At 48.2% G+C, this 21,023-nt stretch carries 10 protein-coding genes; all 10 read right to left on the bottom strand.

Annotated features, from left to right (window positions below; genetic code table 11):
• Positions 1-40: 40 nt before the first annotated feature.
• A complete protein-coding gene (locus tag AMS66_RS26730) occupies positions 41-2,365 on the bottom strand; it encodes a glycoside hydrolase family 95 protein (protein WP_053783668.1) in 2,325 nt (774 codons plus the stop codon).
• A 190-nt stretch (positions 2,366-2,555) separates the two neighbouring features.
• The gene (locus tag AMS66_RS26725) at positions 2,556-4,610 is read right to left on the bottom strand and encodes an alpha-galactosidase (protein ID WP_160319740.1); all 2,055 of its coding nucleotides are present in this window, start codon (positions 4,608-4,610) and stop codon (positions 2,556-2,558) included.
• 191 nt (positions 4,611-4,801) lie between these two features.
• Positions 4,802-7,186: a glycoside hydrolase family 95 protein gene (locus AMS66_RS26720; protein WP_053783666.1), complete on the bottom strand. Its 2,385-nt coding sequence runs from the start codon at positions 7,184-7,186 to the stop codon at positions 4,802-4,804.
• A gap of 33 nt (positions 7,187-7,219) precedes the next feature.
• Positions 7,220-9,034, bottom strand: coding sequence for an alpha-1,3-galactosidase-related protein (locus tag AMS66_RS26715; protein WP_144424619.1), 1,815 nt, complete (start codon positions 9,032-9,034; stop codon positions 7,220-7,222).
• A 28-nt stretch (positions 9,035-9,062) separates the two neighbouring features.
• Positions 9,063-10,706 carry an extracellular solute-binding protein gene (locus AMS66_RS26710; protein WP_053783665.1) on the bottom strand — a complete coding sequence of 548 codons (1,644 nt, stop codon included), beginning with the start codon at positions 10,704-10,706 and terminating at the stop codon, positions 9,063-9,065.
• Positions 10,707-10,803: 97 nt separating this feature from the next.
• Positions 10,804-11,703, bottom strand: coding sequence for a carbohydrate ABC transporter permease (locus tag AMS66_RS26705; RefSeq protein ID WP_024629273.1), 900 nt, complete (start codon positions 11,701-11,703; stop codon positions 10,804-10,806).
• Between the two features lie 15 nt (positions 11,704-11,718).
• The gene (locus AMS66_RS26700; protein WP_144424618.1) at positions 11,719-12,603 is read right to left on the bottom strand and encodes an ABC transporter permease; all 885 of its coding nucleotides are present in this window, start codon (positions 12,601-12,603) and stop codon (positions 11,719-11,721) included.
• Positions 12,604-12,930: 327 nt separating this feature from the next.
• On the bottom strand, positions 12,931-15,141 hold the full coding sequence (locus AMS66_RS26695) for a helix-turn-helix domain-containing protein (RefSeq protein ID WP_082350915.1): 2,211 nt from the start codon (positions 15,139-15,141) through the stop codon (positions 12,931-12,933).
• Positions 15,142-15,515: 374 nt separating this feature from the next.
• A complete protein-coding gene (locus AMS66_RS26690; protein ID WP_236703640.1) occupies positions 15,516-19,388 on the bottom strand; it encodes a X2-like carbohydrate binding domain-containing protein in 3,873 nt (1,290 codons plus the stop codon).
• Between the two features lie 845 nt (positions 19,389-20,233).
• Positions 20,234-21,023: aldo/keto reductase (locus AMS66_RS26685; RefSeq protein ID WP_236703639.1), on the bottom strand; the 790-nt coding region annotated here is incomplete at its 5' end.

Below are 21,023 nucleotides of genomic sequence, written 5' to 3'. Positions count from 1 at the left end.
AAAGCACATTATGCTTAATAATGATGAAGGTTGATTTTAACTACACCTGCTCTACCCTTGTATTGAATCTGTATATTTCGCCTGTTTCCGCCTGCCAAGTAGTTCTTTGATCCCCCCAGCAAACCGTCAACTTGCCTGGTGAGAAGGTGCGAATCACGGCTTCTGTCAGCTGTCCGTTCTCCCAGACGATATCAACCTCGGCATTCCCTTTGGCCCGCAGACCGGAGACAGATCCTGTGCTCCAAGCCTGAGGGAGCGCTGGCAGCAGGTGAATCTCTCCTTCATAACTTTGCAGCAGCATTTCCGCAATGACAGCTGTACCGCCAAAATTTCCATCAATGACAAAAATATTGCTCTCCGCTCCGGCAATGCCCGACTTGGAGTAAGTGAACAGGTTATCGAAGCATAAACCGCTGATCAAGTGGGAGATATGTTTGTAGGCCATTTCCCCGTCATGCAACCTTGCAAAACCCAGGCCAAACAGGGCAGCTGTAAATTCCACATCTTCCAGCCCTTCCTGGAGCATCCGATTCTCCAACGTCACTCTTGCAGCTGCGCTAAGTTCGGGTGTCCGTTCAGGTGTGATTTGGCTGTCTGGATACAGAGCGTACATATGGGATAAATGCCGATGCTCCGGCTGTACCTCCTCGTAATCCTCCAGCCACTCCTGCAGCTGGCCCTTCTTGCCAATCTGTAGAGGTGGCAGCTTGCTGATGGCTTCCTCCAGCTTCCTTCCCCAATCCTCATCTCTGTCCAAAAGCCTTGCTGAAGTGAGGCAGAATTCAAAGAGCCGGCGCACAAGGATCTGGTCCATCGTCGATCCCATGGACAGCTGCTGCACCCCATCTTCCGGATTACCTGAGTAGAAATGATTTTCCGGTGAATTGGATGGACCGGTTACCAGCCAACCATTATCAGGATGAGCACACATGTAATCCAGATAGAAGGCCGTGGATTCTTTGAGTACTGGATAGGCCACACTTTCTAGGAACACACTATCCTGGCTGTATTCATAATGCTCAATCAGGTGTGTAGCCAGCCATAATCCGCCTGTAACGTTCAATCCCCACGAGGTCTCCCATCCCGGCAGCGTGAAACCCCAGACATTGGAGAAGACATGCGCAACCCATCCGTCGCAGTCATATAAATTACGGGCCGTTGATCTGCCCGCCTGTGCCAAATCTTCAACATATCGAAGCAGTGGAAGATGGCTCTCCCCCAGGTTCGCAATTTCTGTGGGGTAATAATTCATCTGGGTATTCACATCAAGGTGATAATCACAGCTCCAGCCCATTCTACACGCTTCACCGTCATTCCAGATTCCCTGGAGATGGAGCGGTAGCGGGGAATTCTCGCGAGATCCGGCGATGGTCAGATACCGTCCATACTGTAGAAACAATGCGAAAAGTTGAGGGTCTTCATCCCCACCACTCTGTTCCAGTATACGAATGCGCTGATCTGTAGACAGACCGGATTTGCCCTTCCCCAGCTGAATGTCTACCTTGTCATATTGCTCACTGTAATCGCGGACATGATCCTCTCTCACCAAGGCATAACCTTTGTTCAAAGCTTTCACCAGCGTATAATCGTTCTCCGTCTCCCAATCCGAGTCTGTGCGCCGATAATCCGTACTTACGGTCAAATAAATCCTTGCCTCATCCGCTCTGGTGATGATCAGTTGCCCATCTTTTCTGGCAATGCCCCCCCCAGTTACAACCACCTTCATCAAGCCCTTGGCCCATACGCCGCAAGTCCCATTGCTGTGGACATTTTCTGTCGCCTGCCCTTGAAATTCAAGCGTGGTGTCGTCTAAGGCTACAGCCTTGAATGATTCCGTGCCCCCCTTCAAGCCAAGCGTGAAGGATACTCCACCCGGGACATCGCTCCAAATTCTGGAGGCTACCAGATCATCGGCATGGGAGGCGAATACCTCACGATACAGCTTTGTGCCATCCCCCTCCCGGACTGCCCCCGCCACTGCACAGGTCAAATCCAACTCCCGTCGAAATCTTCCGCCTTCACCAAGGTCTGGACTCTCCTCTGCAAAATCAATAACCACCTCGCATAATCCAAGGTTTGTGCCGAAATTCTGCTTCTGCGGCTGCAAATGCTGCTTAGCTAAACGGTCTCCTTCGTTATAGTTGCCTGAAAAAAAATGACGACGCATCTCCTCCAGTGTGGCTTTCCCCCCAACAGAGGGGGGCTCCAGATCAATCTGCCCCGACCAAAAGGTAACCTCACTCAAGCTCCATACCTCACGGTGCGGCGCAGCCATGACAACCGCCCCTATTCTTCCATTGCCCAGTGGCAAGCCTTGGGACCAATCCGCAGCAGGAGTTGAATACCACAATGTAAAATCGTTCATATCATATCCTCCAGTCCTAAATGATCATCTTTGCATGATGCAGATATAGCCCACATTCCCGAAAACAGACAAACGCGCGATTGCAAGAGACAAAAGCGCGCGTTTGACTTTGTATTTATCATAAAACCGATGGTAATACCCGATGACTTATACATGTTTTCTTCATAACTGCCGGATAAATTGCTGCTAGTCAGTTTTCCTTAAGGGTCAATCTGAAGATTTTGGATTCTGCCGGTTCCAAGGATACTGTAAGCTCATCCGACGTTTCCCCTTTCGAACCTTCCCACAAATCCTGAAAACTATAAACAGTCTTCGTATCCAGCCCTGCACGCTCCAGTGATATGGATCGGTGCGCGGCTTGTGAAGCGTCAAAGTTGAAAACAGCCAGATACACGGCCTTCTCTTCGAGCGATTCAAGGACAAATACGTCAGAAGACAGCTTGCCAAGATCCCCCTCGAGAGGACCGAAGGTTTTACCCATTCGGGCGACATTCATAATATCCTTGTTGCCAAGCCACGCTCTTGCTCGTTCAGCAGCTTCCTCTTTGCGGAAGTCATCCCCGAGCAGAAGCACTGTTCCTGCAATGACTGAAGCGGTCAGGCGGCTGCGCCCTTCATGCCAGCCAGTGGCTTCCTGGTTGAAGCTCTTGTACAGCACGGAATGATCCGGATCATTGTAGCGATACAGCGTATTGCTCATCCACCAGCCGTGTGTCAACGAGTTCAGCAGATATTCCGTATCCGCAAGTGTACCGAAGACATCACAGGAAATACGGCGGCTGTGGGCAAACGCATATGGAAATAATGGAGCGATGGACAAGTTAATGAAAAACGGCCGACCGATTACTTCTGGCGAGAGCTTATGCTGCAAATAAGACATGCCATAGTGATAAGCCGCAATCCCTGTTGTAATATCCGGATTGTGGTGCTGTCCTTCCAGTGAGCCATGTGCCAAGAAATCCAGTTTGATATATTCAAAACCTTCCGTGATGAATTTGTCCGTAAACCAGTCGATTCTTTGCAGGTTACCGGGATGTGTCGGGTCGATAGCCAGACCACCGTCTACATCCGGCAGGATCTCGCCCTCACTGTCACGCAGCAGGATATCCTCATAGGTGTATCTTCCATTCGTTCCTTCGACTGCCTGACCGAACTGATCAGGCCCTCCCCAGAAGGCAAATGGTGTCCAGTACGTGCCCGCTCTATGTCCATTTTGCCGCACCCGCTCCAGTGCACTCTTCATTTCTTCCGGCGTAAAATTGTCCCAGAAAGCATCAAAGTTGATGTATAAGGTGTCCTCATTCTGGAATCCAAGCGGCTGCACTTCATTTTTGAGAAAATCGCTGGTCGCTGTATACAGATCATAGTCCAGATCGCTCATGGCGGCAGACCAGCTGTTCCACCCGATCGGAACACCGCCCTCCCAAGGCAACTGAGCCTCAATCCAGGTATTGGCCTGACCGTAGGCTTCGAGACCTTCACGGTAGTCTTCATAGAAACCGATGAATACCAGGGGAGATTCCACTCTTTTCCCCTTCACATAACCGTGAGGCTGAGAATCGCGAGTCAATTCACTCACAGCGCCGCCGTACAGATCAAGTCCCTCGATATGTCCCCTTTGTTCACTTTGGATACGAATCCCTGTTTTCCATACCCTATGCGTAAGAGAACCCATCACAATTCCCCGGCGGCTGTTGGGCGCGAACAAGGCTGTTGCCTCGTAGCTCTCTACATCCAGCGGCGGCTTCACTACCGTATATCTAACCCATTTGTCGTTATCAAAGGGTACACGCAGAATGCTGGGTTCATCCTCGCCGGATTCTCCACCGAGGGATACGGTTTTGGATTGGATGACAGCCATGCGGTTCGCCTTAAGCTCTACATCCCCGGCTATAGCGGTTTGCACCAGTACAAACGGCGACGATTCATACATATAGAAATGCTGCTCCAGTTGCGGCAGTATCGATGTTTTATGCAGGACAACCAGACGGATACCTTTCCCAAAACCCTCTTGAACTATCGCTTCTTGTGTCGTCAGTTCATGGCTCTGATAGTGATCCGTACTGTATTCACGTCCCTGCCAGCGAAAAGCGCTGCGGATACCCTTCACATGGGATGAATTGCTGGCAATGCAGGCTGCTTCCCCGTTACCCAGATCAATCTCCAGGCTTAGGTGTCCGTTCGTCACGCGGATAAAGTTATCACTCTGTTGCTGCACTTGTACAGATGTATCACTAGTTAGCATAATATGCCTCCTTATTGTTGCATGCTGTAACTTGAAGTGAGCACATGCTCATGCGATGTAATGTCTGGTTACCGCATGTCGGATGTCCGCCCTACCCAAGTCTGCCCTCATTATAGAGACAGAATAGAGCGTTTTCCATGCAACGATCTTCCGATCCATATCGCGATTTAACACATCTTCACCTTGCTGTTCTATAGCTCCCCGTCAAACTTAATGTGGTAAGTCTGTCCGGCAGATGTCAGGAAAATTACGCTATTCTCATCGTTACGTACAGTCTCAACCACGCCTCCATCCAAGGTTACGGAAATTCGAGAATTACAACGGAGCACACAGTCTGTGCCTTGCAGAGAAGTGATCTTCGCTTCCGCAAGTTGCCCCTTGTCCCACCGGATGTCCACTTCAAATCCACCGCGTGCACGCAGTCCTTCCACACTTCCCTGCTGCCATGCATCCGGCAATGCGGGAAGCAGCTCCAAATATGGACGGTGCGATTGCAGAAGCATCTCGGCAATGCCCGCAGATGCTGCAAAGTTGCCATCAATCTGAAATGGCGGATGCGCACCGAGCAGATTGGCATATACGCCGCCGTGGTTGTACTGCTCCGATCTTCCATCCTTAACCAACCGGAGCATGTTGGAGAGCAGAAGCAGGGATCGATTGCCATCCCGGAAACGGCTCCATAGAGCCACTCTCCATCCCAGGCTCCAGCCTGTGCTCTCGTCTCCGCGGCGTTCCAGTGAGGTTTTGGCAGCAGAAAATAGCTCCGGTGTCTCCTCTTCGGACAACTGTCGTCCAGGATACACGCCTACCAGATGCGAGGTATGCCGATGGTACGTATCCTCATCCTCGAAGTCCTTCGACCACTCCTGCAATTGGCCGTATTTGCCCACCTGAAGTGGCAATAGCCGCTCGCGAGCATGCTTCAGCTCTTCCCTGAAATCCTGATCAATTCCGAGCCGCTCGGAGGATTCGATGCAGTTTGTGAACAACTCCCAGATCAGCGAGATGTCCATGGTGGAACCCGGACTGACCGCAGCTACACCTTCCGCTGTCCTGAATTTATGCTCCGGCGAAGTAGACGGCGAAGTCACAAGGCTGCCGCTGCCATCCTCAATGAGCCAGTCCAGTGCGAAGAGGGCAGCCTCCTTCATCACAGGATAGGCGGAATCCCGCAAATATGCTTCATCTCTGCTAAAGGCATAGTGCTCCCACAAATGCTGGGTTAGCCAGATGCCTCCCATTGGCCAGTACGCCCAGCTTGGATCGCCGTCTCCGTAATCGCCAACCGGTGCAGTCTGTCCCCACAGATCCGTATTGTGATGCGCTGTCCAGCCGCGTGTGCCATAGTTGACCCGAGCTGTCTCGGCTCCGTTTTTCGCCAAATTGCCGATCATGTCCAACAGCGGCTCGTGGCATTCTGCCAAATTGCATATTTCAGCTGGCCAATAGTTCATTTCGGTATTGATGTTCAGCGTGTAATTACTGCTCCAAGGAGGACGAGTTAACGCATTCCATATCCCCTGGAGATTCGCGGCCTGCGTTCCAGGACGTGAGCTAGAGATGAGCAAATAGCGTCCATAATGAAAGAGCAGCTCCACAAGTCCTTGATCTTTTGCCCCAAAAGTCGTAATTCGCTGCTCAGTGGACATTTGCTCCGAAGCAGGCGATTTTCCAAGGTGAAGCTTGACTCGATCGAACAGCAATCGGTAATCCGCAATATGGGAGTAACGCAGTCCAGTGTATGGTTGGCTTGCCGCCTTTTTCAGTATGGAGCCAGCAATGAGGGAAGTATTTTCCCCTTCGATTCCCGGAATCTTGTGAATACCATTAAAGCTAGTAGCCGCACTGAAATAAAATGTTGCCGTCGTTGCACCCAACACATGAATTCCTCTGCCATCCACCGTTACCTGTCCATCCTCTGCCGTTACAGCTAACTGGCCTTCAAAAGCCATGCCCTTGTTATCACCGGGTTCACCATATCGGATAGGATCATTGCTTGTCACATAGCTGGGATCTACATGCTCCGGAGCTGTTCCTAGCAGAACGATGCTGTCTTCCAACACAGAAATCGTGTGACGAAGCGGACTGTCCAGCGAGGCATGCACATTCAGCGCTCCTGCTACACTAGCGGTAAGACGCAGCACGAGCACTTGATCGGGATGTGAGGCAAACATTTCACGGGTATACCGGACATTGCCAACCTGATATTCAAGGTTGTGCAGCGCATGTTCTACATCCAGCGAACGTTTATAGGAATGATAGATGCCCCCGTGGTCAAAACGGAGGAGCAAATCCCCGAAAGGTAGATACGATTGGGTGTACGGTCCCAGCATCCCTTTCGTCAGTACATCCGCCTCCGTATAACGGCCCTCTTGTATCAGCTTGCGGACCTGGGGCAGAATGTCCTTAGCACCAGGGTTATTGCTTTCCTTTGGATATCCAGACCACAAGGTGTCCTCGTTCAGGCTGACTTTCTCCAGCTCCACTCCGCCGAAAATCATGCCGCCCAGACGGCCATTTCCGATGGGAAGCCCTTCTGTCCATACGTCTGCCGGTTTATCATATTGTAATTTCATGTTACCTCTCCCTCCCAATCACTCATTCAAAAATTAATCAGACACCTTTACTGCATTGCTAATCATATTGTCCGCTATGTCTACCTCACTGCAGGCGATTAAATGGGTTACCTCTTCCATGCGGGGTAATTTCCCCAATTCGTGCATGGACAGAATTTCATTCGACTTGAAGATTAGCCCGCCAGTACATTTGGCGCTTAGAACCGGTATATCGCAGTCGGTTTCAAACTGATTGTTCCGAATAGTAACTTGTCGGTGAACTGGAGCGCTTGCATCCACGTCCACATTCTCCGGTGAAATGAAGATCACAGGATGTTCCCCGCTACCACACTCGACAAAACGATTGCCCGTGATAGTCACATTGTCCACCCGCCCAGACTCATACCAGGATTCAGCGTCGACGGCGATGAGAATGGCATTCATGTGAATCCGTTCAAAGGTATTGCCGACAATTGCCACTTTGCGCCGCGTCGTCACAAGGATACCTCGCGTGGGCACCCGGGCAAAGTGATTATTTATAATGTCGACTTCAGGCGTCCACGTCACATTCTCGATTACATCGTGCCTGCCAATGCCATCCGGTACCGGATGGACCAGAGTCAACAGCAACTCGCGCGGATTCAGCCGCACGACGTCAAGCACTTCATTGGCTCCATAAGTGGTAAGGGAACCGGAACGAACAAATTCAATTTTGTCACCTGGGTAAAATCCTGGCAGTCCATACGTTTGAGGATGCATAAAGCGAACCTTCACGGAATTCTCGGCTGGCTGTTCTATGATTCGCAGGTAGGTGCCATGAACATTGACTGGATCATCATGAGAACCGGAAAAACGGCTCTCTTCTACCTTCACCTTGCCCCGGCAGCTGGACATATGGATAAAATCTGCAAAACCAGCAACGGTCCTTTCCGTTTCAGGACGCGGAGACAGATCCATTCTGCGAAAGGTGAGATTTTCGCTGAATTGACCTACAATACCAAGTCCATGCAGAAAATGCAGGCCGACATCGGTAAAAGTAACATTCGAACTTTGGGTAATAAATACACCCACTTGATCACGAATGCCATCGCGGTTCTGCAAGACATGACCCGGAACAACCATCGGTTGATGATCGAAATGAAGACGTATCTTCATCGGTTCGAGCTCTTCGACAGACTTCGCCTTTTCCAACCAATTGTCCATTCTCCAGGTTGTATTCCGCACCGGGTCAAAGGTTTGCATGGGGCCTTCTGCGAAGCTCCATTCCTGTCCGACCCAGGTCAATCTCCCAGCCTGAATTTCATAACGGGAATCGGGATGAACCTCCGTATCGAAGTAATCTTTGCTACATCCGACAATCTTCATTTCGGTTACCGTTGGTCGGTCATAATCGGTATGTAGGTTACGTATCAACACATTTGAACAGCCGTCTAACAGGAACATGGTCTGCTTGCCATGAAAAATAAACAGGGAGCCGTTGCCCTCCATTGTGAACTGGTCCAAATCCTTCAGCAAAATGCCAATAGTCCTCGTTATATCCGCGTTTTCTTCCTCACTGGCCGTATTCGAGATATAATAGGGCGCCCGAATCGCCTCATTCGGGTAGAAATGATAAGTGCCTTTCGCGCATTCCATCACAACGGGACCAGCAATTTGGGCCACAGCCTGAATCGCACGGGCCATGGCCCGCTGGGTATCCCGCCCCGAGTCTGGCTGGGCGCCGTAATCAGTCAATCTTACAATGGTGGAATTCGCTGTTGTGCCATGTTCTGCAGAATGAATAAGTATCCCGCCCTTCTTTTTTGTTTCTCCGTTATTAAAACTCGGATTCTCCCTAAATACAAGGAAATCAGGTGCCGGATCTATCATAAGCACCTGATTTCGATTTCTAACTTGTTTACTTCGTCAAATCATATGCCTTTTGCAAGATTTCAAGATAACGATCAAGCTTCAGGTTCTGTAAACCTTTCACATAAGCATCCCAGTCCTTATTCAAGTCCTTGTTACCTGTGATGAATTGCAGTTCATTTTGCTCGATGTAATTTCTAATATTGGTTTGCAGCAAGCTGGCTTCGTCAATTTCGTTTGGATCAATCCAGACGGACCAGATAGGGAACAGCTCTTTGGGCTCATGCCCTTCGTACAACAGCGATGCGTCATATAATCTGCGCTCATAACCATTGGATCCATAAATATCTGTGCCCTGAACGAAAGTATCACGATATTCTTTGGGCATATAGAAGTGAGCCATACCGCTCCAGCCCGCATTACGCGGTGCTTCACCTTCAGCCATCGGGATTTGTTTGACTACAGGTTTAACATCTTTACCCAGTGCCACATCACCATCGACTGGGTCAGTCCAGTCAATTCCCTTCATGCCACTTGCACCGTTCGTTTGGCCTTCTGGTGTGAACATGTAGTCAACCATTTTGATCAGGGCAATTTGTGCTTCTTCACTTGCCTTGTTCGTAATTACAAACTTCGCTCCCGGAGATACACCGCCCGCATCATGCGTCGCATAGGACACACCCTGTGGTCCAGAAATCGGTGGCAGCGGGTTATAGTGCGCCGAGCGAGTATTGCCTTCATCGATGTTTACGAAGATCGCGGGATGCATGGCTGCACCAGCGCCCAAAATTTCAGCATCTGCATTTTCACCGATTTTCTTGAACGCTTCTGCGTTTTGTGTGAATGCACCAGGATCAATCAGACCTGCATCAAAGAGGGACTTGATGTAAGTCAATCCTTCTTTCCATTCTGGTGTAATTGCCGCAGATTGAACTTTTCCATTTTCCATTTGCAGATAGTTTCTGTCATCATCATAGACAAATGCGTTCATCAGGAACGGAATAATCCGTACGCCGAACTCCTCTATGGAACCACTCAGCGGCACCTCATCTGCTTTGCCGTTTCCGTTAGGATCCTGCGTTTTGAATGCTTGCAGCACGTTTTTAAATTCTTCGGTAGTCTTTGGCATTTCCAGATTCAGCTTTTTCAGCCATTCGGTATTAATCCACATCTTGCTCGGGTAGGAGCAGTGGAAACATTCCGTATACGCAACAAGTCCATAGATATTGCCATCAGGTGCCGTATTAAGCGTTTTCAGATTAGGGTTCTTCTCCATGGCCGCTTTGATGTTGGGCGCATATTGATCAATGAGGTCGTTCAAAGGAACGAGCACCCCCTGCTTGCCATACTTCAGAAGATCGGCCTGAGAGAACTGGTCTATATAGTGGGTAAGCAGATAGGCATCAGGATAGTCGCCGCTTGCCAGCGAGATTTGCCGCTTTTCCTTGGCTCCGTCCGATGGGTTGATCTCCCAATTAAATTTGATATTGAACTTGTCTTCCACAAATGCTGTGAATTTATTGGTCGGAATATCAATGCTAGAGTCCTGAACCGCGAACACGCTGATATTCACCTTGCCGCCCTCTTCCGAGCTCCCCGGTTGTGCAGTAGATGAGCTGCCATTAGAGCACCCGCTCATGACAACTGTGAATGCCATTACCAGCATCAATAACGTTACCATACTTTTCTTCAAATCTGATCACTCCCTTTTGTAGTTTACCAGTTTGAGACAATGAACCCTTACGTATGAACGCTCTATATCTTCTTTCTCCATACACCGAAACGAAGGATCAACCCTTAACGGAACCGACCAGCATCCCCTGTACAAAATGACGCTGTACAAATGGATAAATGACGAGTACAGGCAAAGTGGCGACCACAATTAACGAATATTTTAACAGTTCGGTAAGCTGCTGTCTTTCCACCATTTTCGCCACGTCCATGGCGCCCGAACCGTTGTTTTGAATGATGATACTTCGCAAAATGAGTTGTAGCGGGAACAGATCTGCCGATTTGAGATAGATTAGGGCATCAAAGTACGCATTCCACTGCCCCACTGCATACATGAGAACCAGCACGGCGATGATCGGCTTCGATAATGGAAGTACAACGCTCCAGATGAACCGCATATCACTGCACCCATCAATTTCGCTGGCTTCCAGAAGCTCCCCGGGAATAGAGGATTGAAAGAACGAACGGGCAATAATAACCTGCCATACCCAGATTGCGTTCGGGATCAGCAACGCCCAACGGGTATCAATCAGATGAAGCTGCTTCACCACCATATAGGTGGGGATCAGCCCGCCACTGAAAATCATGGTGAAGGTGATGATCATCATCAGGGTGTTCCTGCCGAAAAAGGTTTTGCGTGACAACGGATAGGCAATCATGATGGTCAGCGCTACGCTAATCAGCGTACCCGCGACCGTATAGAAAATGGAGTTACCGTAGCCGATTAGAATTTCAGGTGTATTGAATAATGCCTTGTAGCCGTTAAAGGAAATATCTACGGGCCAGAGCCATACACGCCCGGAAGTTACTGCTGCCGGGCTGCTGATTGAGCTGCTGACGATAAAAATCAGCGGGTAAATGACCACCAGCGCCACGATACTGAGCAAAATATAGATTGTAACCAGAAACGTTTTGTCCGCAGCGGACTCTTTAATCTTCGTTTGAACGGTTGCAGCCATAGGTGAACTCCTTTCCTACCAAATGCTATTCTTAGTTACTCTCTTCGCCAAACCATTCACCGTAACCAATAAGACCAGATTAATGAGTGAGTTAAACAGCCCCACCGCAGTCGCAAAGCTATAGTTGGCATTCAATAGGCCGATACGATAGACATAGGTTGCAATGATTTCAGAATTGGCCAGATTGAGCGGATTCTGTAGCAGGTAGACTTTCTCAAAGCCAATCGCCATGACATTCCCAACATTCAGGATCAAAATGATGACAATGGTTGGCACAAGCCCTGGCAGATCCACGTGACGGATTTTTTGAAAACGAGAGGCTCCATCGACTTTGGCCGCTTCGTACAATGTGGGATCGATTCCGGCCAGTGCTGCCAAATAAATAACCGCACTGTACCCGGCAGTCTGCCAAATATCGGACCATACATAGATCGAGCGGAACATACCCGGCTCACCCAGAAAATTCACGGAATCCAGTCCAAAGAAATTCAGGGCGATGTTCACAAATCCAAGCCGCGGTGCCAGAAACAGCATAATCATGGACACCATTACGACCGTTGAGATGAAATAGGGAGCAAAAGATACGAGCTGGACGAATTTCTTGAACTTGGCTCCACGTACCTCGTTAATCATGAGTGCGAGCACAATCGGAATTGGAAATCCGGCCAGCACTAAATAACCGCTAAGCAAAATGGTGTTCTTCACCAGGGTCCAGAATAATGGGTTCTCAAAGAACAGACGAAAGTTTTGAAAACCAACCCAATCACTTCCCCATATTCCCTTGATGACGTTATAGTCCTTAAAGGCAAGGACCGCATTGATCATCGGATAATACTTGAAGATGAGAAAAAAAAGCAAGGGCGGAATCACCAGCAGATGTAACTGCCAGTGCTTCATCATTCTTTTGCGGGCATTGGTCAGAAAACCAGGTCCCTTTGGCTGTGTTGATGTCTTGTGATTAAATACGATTTCCTTCTCCAGAACAATCCCCCCTTACCAGCTGTCTGTGATGCGTAAATTATGGTAGCGCTTTCTTAGATCTGATCATAGTCGATTTTGATGTCCTATAAACAGGTACACCTGCGCCTTTAAACGTACAGTTATCCCGTTTTTGGGGGCACAAATCCGCAGCACGACAGCCATTTCCCCATAACAGAGGCGAATTCATAAAAAAAAGACTGCATTGTCCGGAGCACGAACAACACAGCCTAAGGGTCCTGAATTCATTTAATCATCAACTGATTGTCTAAATACACTGGGCGAAATGCCATTCAATCGCTTGAAGGCCCTCCTAAAAGAGTGAGAACTATTGTAACCTACCCGTGACGCAATATCGTCCACCGTATAATTGCTCTCTTTTAACAAAATTACAGCCTGATCCATTCGGACTTTGATGAGGTGGTCGGAGAAATTGACACCCGTAAACTCTTTGAATAATTGAGAAATGTATTTCTCGGGCCGCTCCACATGCTCTGCTACCCGATACAGAGTCAGCTCTGTATCGGAATACATTTTCGCAGTATATTCCTTGATCTGTTTGATCATTTGAATATGGGCATCCTTCTTCTTGTTCGCAATAACGGAGCACAGCTCTTCCATAATTTCATAAAACTCGGCTTTTATCGTTTCGAGAGGCTCCGAGGAGCCAATATCAATGACTCGCCGTTTCACATTCTCGATGGAGGCGTACTCGGTAAACGCCTTTTGATCCAGCAACTTGAGAAAAGTCCCCTTCATTTCTCCGACAAGTTGATGCTTCATTTCCATGGACAGTTCACGCTGCTCCATGTTCTGCACAATGATTGCATCGACAATCCGTTTGGCCTCTTCAAGTTCCCCTGCACGGATCGTGCCAATCAGTCGCTGCTCCGAATCCAGCGGGTAATAATAAGTTGTATTTTCGGTTTGGGTTTCGTTGTTCCACACCATGCCTTTTTTGTTCATGTAGACTGCATACTCCAGTGCCTGATTCGCCTGATCAAAGGAAAGGCTGACCTCTGTCAACGATGTGAAGAGATTTCCGAAACCTGACTGGATGGTGATCCTGTATTCATTGAACACATACAGTGCCAGATTCTCCATGGTATGCGTGATATCTTCCTTTTCACGATCTATTTCGGGATCGGTTTCCTTGGAAAAGAATAGGATGACCACTTTATCCGAACCCATATCCGTCATCAGAACATCTACGCCAAGTTCAGCCAAAGCCTGCTTCAACAGTAGTCGGGAGGCATTCAGTTCATTCAGGATCTCAACGCTGTCCATACTGGCATACCCCTTAATCTGGACAATTCCTGCATATCCCGTGCCTTGATACAAATTAATATCTGCCTGTTCGGCGGCGGAAAGAATCTCATCCCGCGATTTGAATTCGCCGGAGATCAACCGCTTCAGGAAGGCATCCCTGACCAGTGGGAGCTGGCGATTCAATTCGGATTCAAGCAGCTTGTTCTTGGTGAGCATATCGGCGATATTTCCACTCAAAAAATCAAATTCATTTTTGGGAGCCGATCCATCCTTCCCAAACTGCTCTTTCATTACACTTAACAGTCGATTGATTGGTACGCTGTTGCGATAGGCCAGCACGAGTCCAACAATCAGTCCGATGAGCAGTGTGCCGCCAGTAATCAGTAGCGTCATCCCCTTGATCCTGTTTGCATTCTCCATCAGGACATGACGGGGAATCCCCGCCTGATATACCCATCCGTTCTTATCGGATCTTGTAGTGATCACGAGATCATCCCCATAGAACTGGCTGACTCTACTTGGATCAAAATGAGAGTCAGAGGCCATTTTCATCATATCAGGCTCTGCGCTCCCTTGAAGTGCAATGGTATTGCCCTCCGCATCGCTGATATGAACCCAGCCACCGTATCGATCATTCAGGCTGGACAACAGACTGAGAATCATCTTCTCGTCAATGATTACAACGGCGACAGCCGGTGAAGAATCATTGAAGCTGTCCAGAGGCAATGACTGCATATATGTGATTACCGAGGTCTGCTTTCCCCTACTGACATAGGAACTAAGCGGTTTAATCTCACTCCGGTGTGTCTTCCCCAACACGTCCTTCATCCATTCTTCCAACGAAAGATCGTTATAACGGAAATCAGTGTAATAATGATTCGGTCTGTAAGAAGAGCCCGGTGTCAAAATTAGATTGTAATTCGCAAGATAAATATAATAATTTTGCAGAAAATCATTGGTCTGTCCAAAGGTCAACACATTCTCCATCGTTCTCCATATCCCATATACGTTGGTTTCGTTGTCCCTTTCATTCATGAGAACGTTCAATTCCTGATTGACCGCAAGCTGTCGGGTGAAGCCCTCCACTTCCGCCATGCGGCCCTCTAGTATTTCCTGACTTTTCTGAAGTTGGGTAACACTATTCTCAATGGAAATGGACTGTGTTACGGAGATGGAAGTCAGATAAGACATATAACCGCCAATGCTGGGTATAACCAAAATGATCACGTAGGAAATTAAAAATTTACGAAAAACATTGGAATATTTAATGGGTAACCCTCCTCCCCCTCCTTGAGGTATTGGTAGCGTTATCAAAGATAATAATATTTTGCGGCTTAGTCAATTGTTTTATCTCATTTTCCCATCGTGTTTCATTCGGGAATGAATAAAAGGCAACGATAAAAAGAAGATTATCATTGCTTTTTTTAACATTTCCGAAGTTCTTTGGTTTGAGATGATGCGTGACATCAATAGCCCATTATCCGGTACAACAAGCCAGCCCTCCAATAACTCCTTATCATTCAGAAAAAAGGGGCCATGATGGCCCCCCCAATCCTAGTTTCACTTCATTTCTTCTTTGGTTCTTCCCCCTCTGTCCGGGGTGTTACAACCTGATCGGCCGATGCTGCTTCAATATCGCCAAGAGCCCAGTGTGTGGAAGGAACATCTTTCCACTGCGGCTGCGAAATGTTCGTGAGTGGTGCTCTGCCTATAGCTCGATTGATGGCAACAACTGCTTCCGCTCTTGTCAGTACGGCATTTGGTCGGAAAGTTCCATCACTATAGCCTTTCAGGATGCCTGCACTTTGCGCTTTCAAAATGGCTTCCTTGGCCCAGTGGCTGCTGATATCAGAGAATCCATTGCCTGGAGTTCCGGCATCCGGACCAAGAAGGGCTACAAGACTGGCCAGCTCCGCCCGAGTTATTGACTGATTTGGCTTAAACGTACCATCCTTGTAACCATTCATCAGCCCCATCTGGCTTACCTTGGCAATGGCGTCAGCTCCCCAATATTCAGACTTAACGTCACTGAATGAAATAGCAGATCCTGTGGCTTCTTTCTCAGATACCATTGCCAGTATGGTTGCCATCTCTGCACGGGTGAACTTGTTATCCGGCTTGAACAAACCGCCCGGATATCCTTGAATATAGGCCTTATACTTAATATCCTGACCATTGCCAGTACCTGGTCCCCCCTCTGGTGTGCCAGATTCCGGAGTTGGCGATGGCACAGAAGTATTTGAAGGCTGGACGACTGGAGTCGATGGTCCGCCTGGATTTGATGGTGCACCCGGATTGGATGGCCCACCTGGATTCGACGGATTTGTTGGTTCACTATTTCCGGTAGGGACAGTAAATTTCAGTTGATCAGCCAGCATGAGGTCGCCGGATTTCTTGACAGCTTTGAGTGTATGCTGGCCTTTTGCCAGTCCCGAAATGCTGTAAATTTCCTGCATCATTTGTCGACTCGGACTGTATGCGTTCACGGTTTGCTTCAGTTGTCCGTCGACATAAATATCCACTTCTCCCTGCTCCGGTCCAGTAGGTGTAATCAAGCTTATTCCGGTCCCTTTGAAGGTGTATTCGAAGAAATCTCCATCCACCGTCGTAGAATGTACGTCATTGAGATAATCACCGCCGAAGGAAAAACTGAGATTCAACGTTCCCACGGGCTGCGCAGCAAGATACGTTTTGCTCAGTGTAACGCGATCTCCATTAACTGTATAATCAGTCCCCCGGACCAGTTCATTGGAGCCATTGGTAATGCCCTTGAAGCTTCCCGCCTGGATCAGCAGCGTTACATCGATGTCAGCCTGATCCGAAGCTAATTTGTCAAAGCTCGCATTCACCGGATTAATCATATTCGGAAGCTCAACCTTGAGCATATCAAGTAGCATGAAGGTACCCGACTTTTTGACGGCCTTTAGCGTGTGCTGTCCATCCGGCAGCCCCGAGATGCTGTACAGATTCTGCTGTGCCAATCGTCCGTTCCTATGGGCACTGACCGTTTCCTTGAATTGACCGTCCACATAGATATCCATATCTCCTTGTGACTGGTCTACCTCCGTGAATAATTGGATTCCTGTTCCTCTGAAGGTATATTCAAAAGAATCACCATTCGTCTCGGTATACTGCACATCATCCTTATAGTCGCCCATGCCTCTGCCGGTGCTGCGGGACCATGAGCCATTGTATTTAATGGCTGGATCGTCATTATTGATCAGTGCATAACGAATGCCCGTTGTATCACTGACTTTAACTACAAGAGTCTGCGGATCACCGGCGCTGAAAGTGACGCTTAAGTCTGTAGTTCCTACAGGCAATTGGGTGAGATATTCTTTCTTGATGTTCAGCTTGTCATCGACCACCGTGTAGTCATCTTCATTGAGCGTTACTCCGTCATTTTCAATGCCAGTTAATGTGTTTCCGTTCAATGACAGTGTGACAGCAATATCCTTCTGTTGTTCTGTTGCCTTGTCAAAGTCAACAGAAGCCGGACTAATGGTGCTGTTCTGCCCTCCTGTGGTTATTTCCGTTGTTACTCTAAGCGCATCCAGCAGCATATACTGGCCCGATTTTTTGACTACCTTCAAGGTATGCGAAGCGTTATCCAATCCGGCCGCACTATACAGCACCTGTTGGACCTCTCGTTCTCCATCGGTATAAGCGCTAACCGTTTCAGGTGTTCCATTGTCGAGTGTGACTATCATGTCTCCCTGCTCTTGATCCTTCTCCGTCAGTAGATCAATGCCTGTGCCCGTGAAGGTATATTCAAAATAATCGCCGTCGTTCTCAGTAAAATGTACATCTCCCTTGTAATCCCCAAAATTTCTCCCTGAACTTGAACTCCATGAACCGGTGTATTGAATATGGCTGTCATCATCATTAATGTAAACCACATCGGTCACGGCAGCAGCATTTGCTGCATTTTCTACATTCGCGGTTGGGTCATCTCCAGCTTCCAAGTCAGCTCCTTGCTGCGTATTTATATTCGCTGGACCAGTGGTCGAGGAATCCGTAATGGCGATGCTCAGATCTTGTCTGCCATCGATTTGCTCCTTGCCTCCGTTACGCTTCCAATCCCCACTATAGCGCATGCCCGTATCATCATCATTTACGGCTGATGTGCCGCTCAGTGCGGTTACCTTAAGCATCCGGGAAGCATGGGGTTCCAGTACGCCGCCACTGAATTCATGATTAAAATCCCCCAGCTCGGAATGGCTCCAGAGATCACGGACAGAAGCCGGACCTTCAAGGCCAATATCACTCCATTTCACTTTGACCTCGGCACTCCGATTGCCCAGATTGAACAAAGCTACGCTGTACGTACCATCTCCATTATTGGCATACCAAACCTGCTGCTTGGTTTCCATGGATACCGGATGGCCTGGACGTCCGGCCTGATTGACCGCGATAACTTCGTCATTCGTAAGCAATTCCAGTCCATAGCTATCCAGCCTGGTCAAATCATTACCTGTATAAAGCGGTGCTGATGAGATCGCCCAGAACGTGGTAGCGGTCTTCCGCTCATCCTTGGACAGACCATCCATCGAGCCATTCCCCACATTCAGGGAGTCGAAATCGTTCCAACCCCCTGGCCCTGCATCACGCCACCAGATGGCCGCTATGGGGAATAAGCGTGAAATACTCGACCATTCAGTCAACCCCTTACTGCTATCGTAGGCTTCAATATCCCAATCGATCCGCCAGCCATTTGCATACTTTTTCCAGAAGTCCACGTAGTTGTGGTCAAGCGCCCAGGAAAGCTCAAACCAGATGTTATTTCTATCCAGTGCTTTGGACCATGCCTCCACATCACCGCGTGCATCCCGGCTCAGGTTATTGATTCCTGATCCTGGAGTCACACTGTCGAATTTGACAAAGTTGATGCCCCACTCGCCAAGAAGATCCGCGATGGAGTCAATGTACTTCTGTGAGCAAGGGTTCGAAAAATCAATTTTGTAAGTGTACGAATCCCAAGCATCCATTACAACGAGCGGCTTTACCGCAATATCCTGCATACGACATGCTCCGCCCGTCCCATAAACCTCAAGATTTTTATCATAAGCAGTGATTGATAACCCCGGAATCAGATAGATCCCGATCTTCTGTCCGTTATTATGGACATAATCGATGACCTCCTGAAATCCGTTCGGATAAAGAACAGTACTCGGAATAGGACGGCCGTACTCATCTTCGTCACCGTTCCAGCCAGCATCAATATTAATGTACTCATATCCATGAGCTTGCAGCTTCTCACGCATGGCGTCCGATTGCTTCTTAATGCTCTCGGCCGATGTCCAGTTACCTGCCCCGTCATATACCTGCATACTGTAACTGCTCCAGCCCATATACGGCTTTTGGGCCAGACTCTTATCTGCTGCTTGTGCCACATTGCCTGTCGTTCCCATAATCCCGAACTGCGCTGCTGCAATCATGAATACCATAAAACACATTGCCATCCTTTTTCCGATTCGTTTCAAATTATCCCTACCCCCTCTGAATTTGGTCGTTCAAATCCTTGTTGATAGCGCTTCCATACGAGAAGAGAATAGTGGATGGGGGATTCCTAGAATAGGTACAATTCGGTATTTTACGTACAATTAACCTGAAATACAGGGGCAAATCGTCGAAGAACAAACATATTTCCATTACTGGATAAAAAAACAAATAAGAATTTCTACTCTGCTCAAGTCGAGGGATTGGGTTGAGAAGAATCAGGATTAGTAAATATCAAAATCCGTAAACAAATAAAAAAGGTTCCTAATGGCATTAATGCCACTCTAGGAACCTTTTTCGTGTTACATATGATGCGGTCGAGAGGACTCGAACCTCCACGGGGGTTAGCCCACACGGACCTGAACCGTGTGCGCGATTGAGAACCAAGCGGAAAACAAGTTAAGGATGAGGAACATAAAACCCGCGAAAATCCTTGTAGGATCAAGGTTTTTCGCGGGTTTTTCTGTCTTTTCCAAGCGCCGTAAGTCTGAGACATTCGTGAATACAGATATACGGGTGCTTTGCGGTTCGGCAATGCCATATGAATTACCTGTATTTTATCGGGCAATTCAACGGTGTAAATATATAATCTCTACAACGCTCTAGTCTTAGAGTTACAACTTAAATCTTTTTTCACCGTTATTTGTGATACGGTTCAGTGTATCACCACAAAAGCGAAAGAACTCTCATGAGACATAGCATGAAGAGTTCTTTTCATAGAATTGACCATATAAGTAATCAGGCTTTGCATGATTAGCAGATGCATGCCTTACTTGCGTCAAATTTATATAAATGGATGTGGAATATACAGTTCTTCTAAACGGGTAATTTCTTCAGAAGTCAATTTAACCGACAACGACGAAACCGCATCTTCCAGATGTCTGATCTTCGTCGAACCCATAATCGGCGCGGTGACCTCTTCTTTTTGTAGCAACCATGCAAGTGCAATTTGTGCACGCGAAATTCCCCGGTTAGCAGCAATTTGTCCAACTCTTTCCGCGACTTTACGATCTGCCTCTTCCGTTTTATTAAACAAGGCCTTTGCTACCTGGTCCTTCTCTGATCGCGTGGTCTGCTCATTCCAATCCCGGGTTAACCGGCCTGCAGCCAAAGGCAGGTAAGGAGTGATGCCAACTCCCTCGTCTCTGCAAAGGGGGAGCATTTCTCGTTCTTCTTCCCGATAGAGCAGGTTTAATCTATTTTCCATGGAAACGAACCGTGTCCAGCCGTTGCGCTCTGCGACATGCTGAGCTTTCGCAAACTGCCATGCCAGCATGGAGGATGCTCCGATGTATCTGACCTTGCCCGCCTTAACTAAATCGTGAAGAGCCTCCATAGTCTCCTCAATTGGCGTATTAGGATCCCACCTATGAATCTGGTACAAATCGACGTAGTTTGTTCCGAGTCGTCTTAGACTATTATCAATTTCGGTCATAATGGCCTTGCGGGAAAGTCCCATTGCATTTGGGCCTTTACGCATTGGAACAAATACCTTTGTAGCTATGACGACTTCGTCACGATTAGTGAAGTCCTTTAAGGCACGCCCGAGAATTTCTTCGCTTGTTCCGTCGGAA

Origin of the sequence: Paenibacillus xylanivorans, assembly GCF_001280595.1 — a bacterium.
Taxonomy (GTDB): Bacteria; Bacillota; Bacilli; order Paenibacillales; family Paenibacillaceae; genus Paenibacillus; species Paenibacillus xylanivorans.
This window is presented reverse-complemented; position numbering and strand designations above follow the sequence as displayed.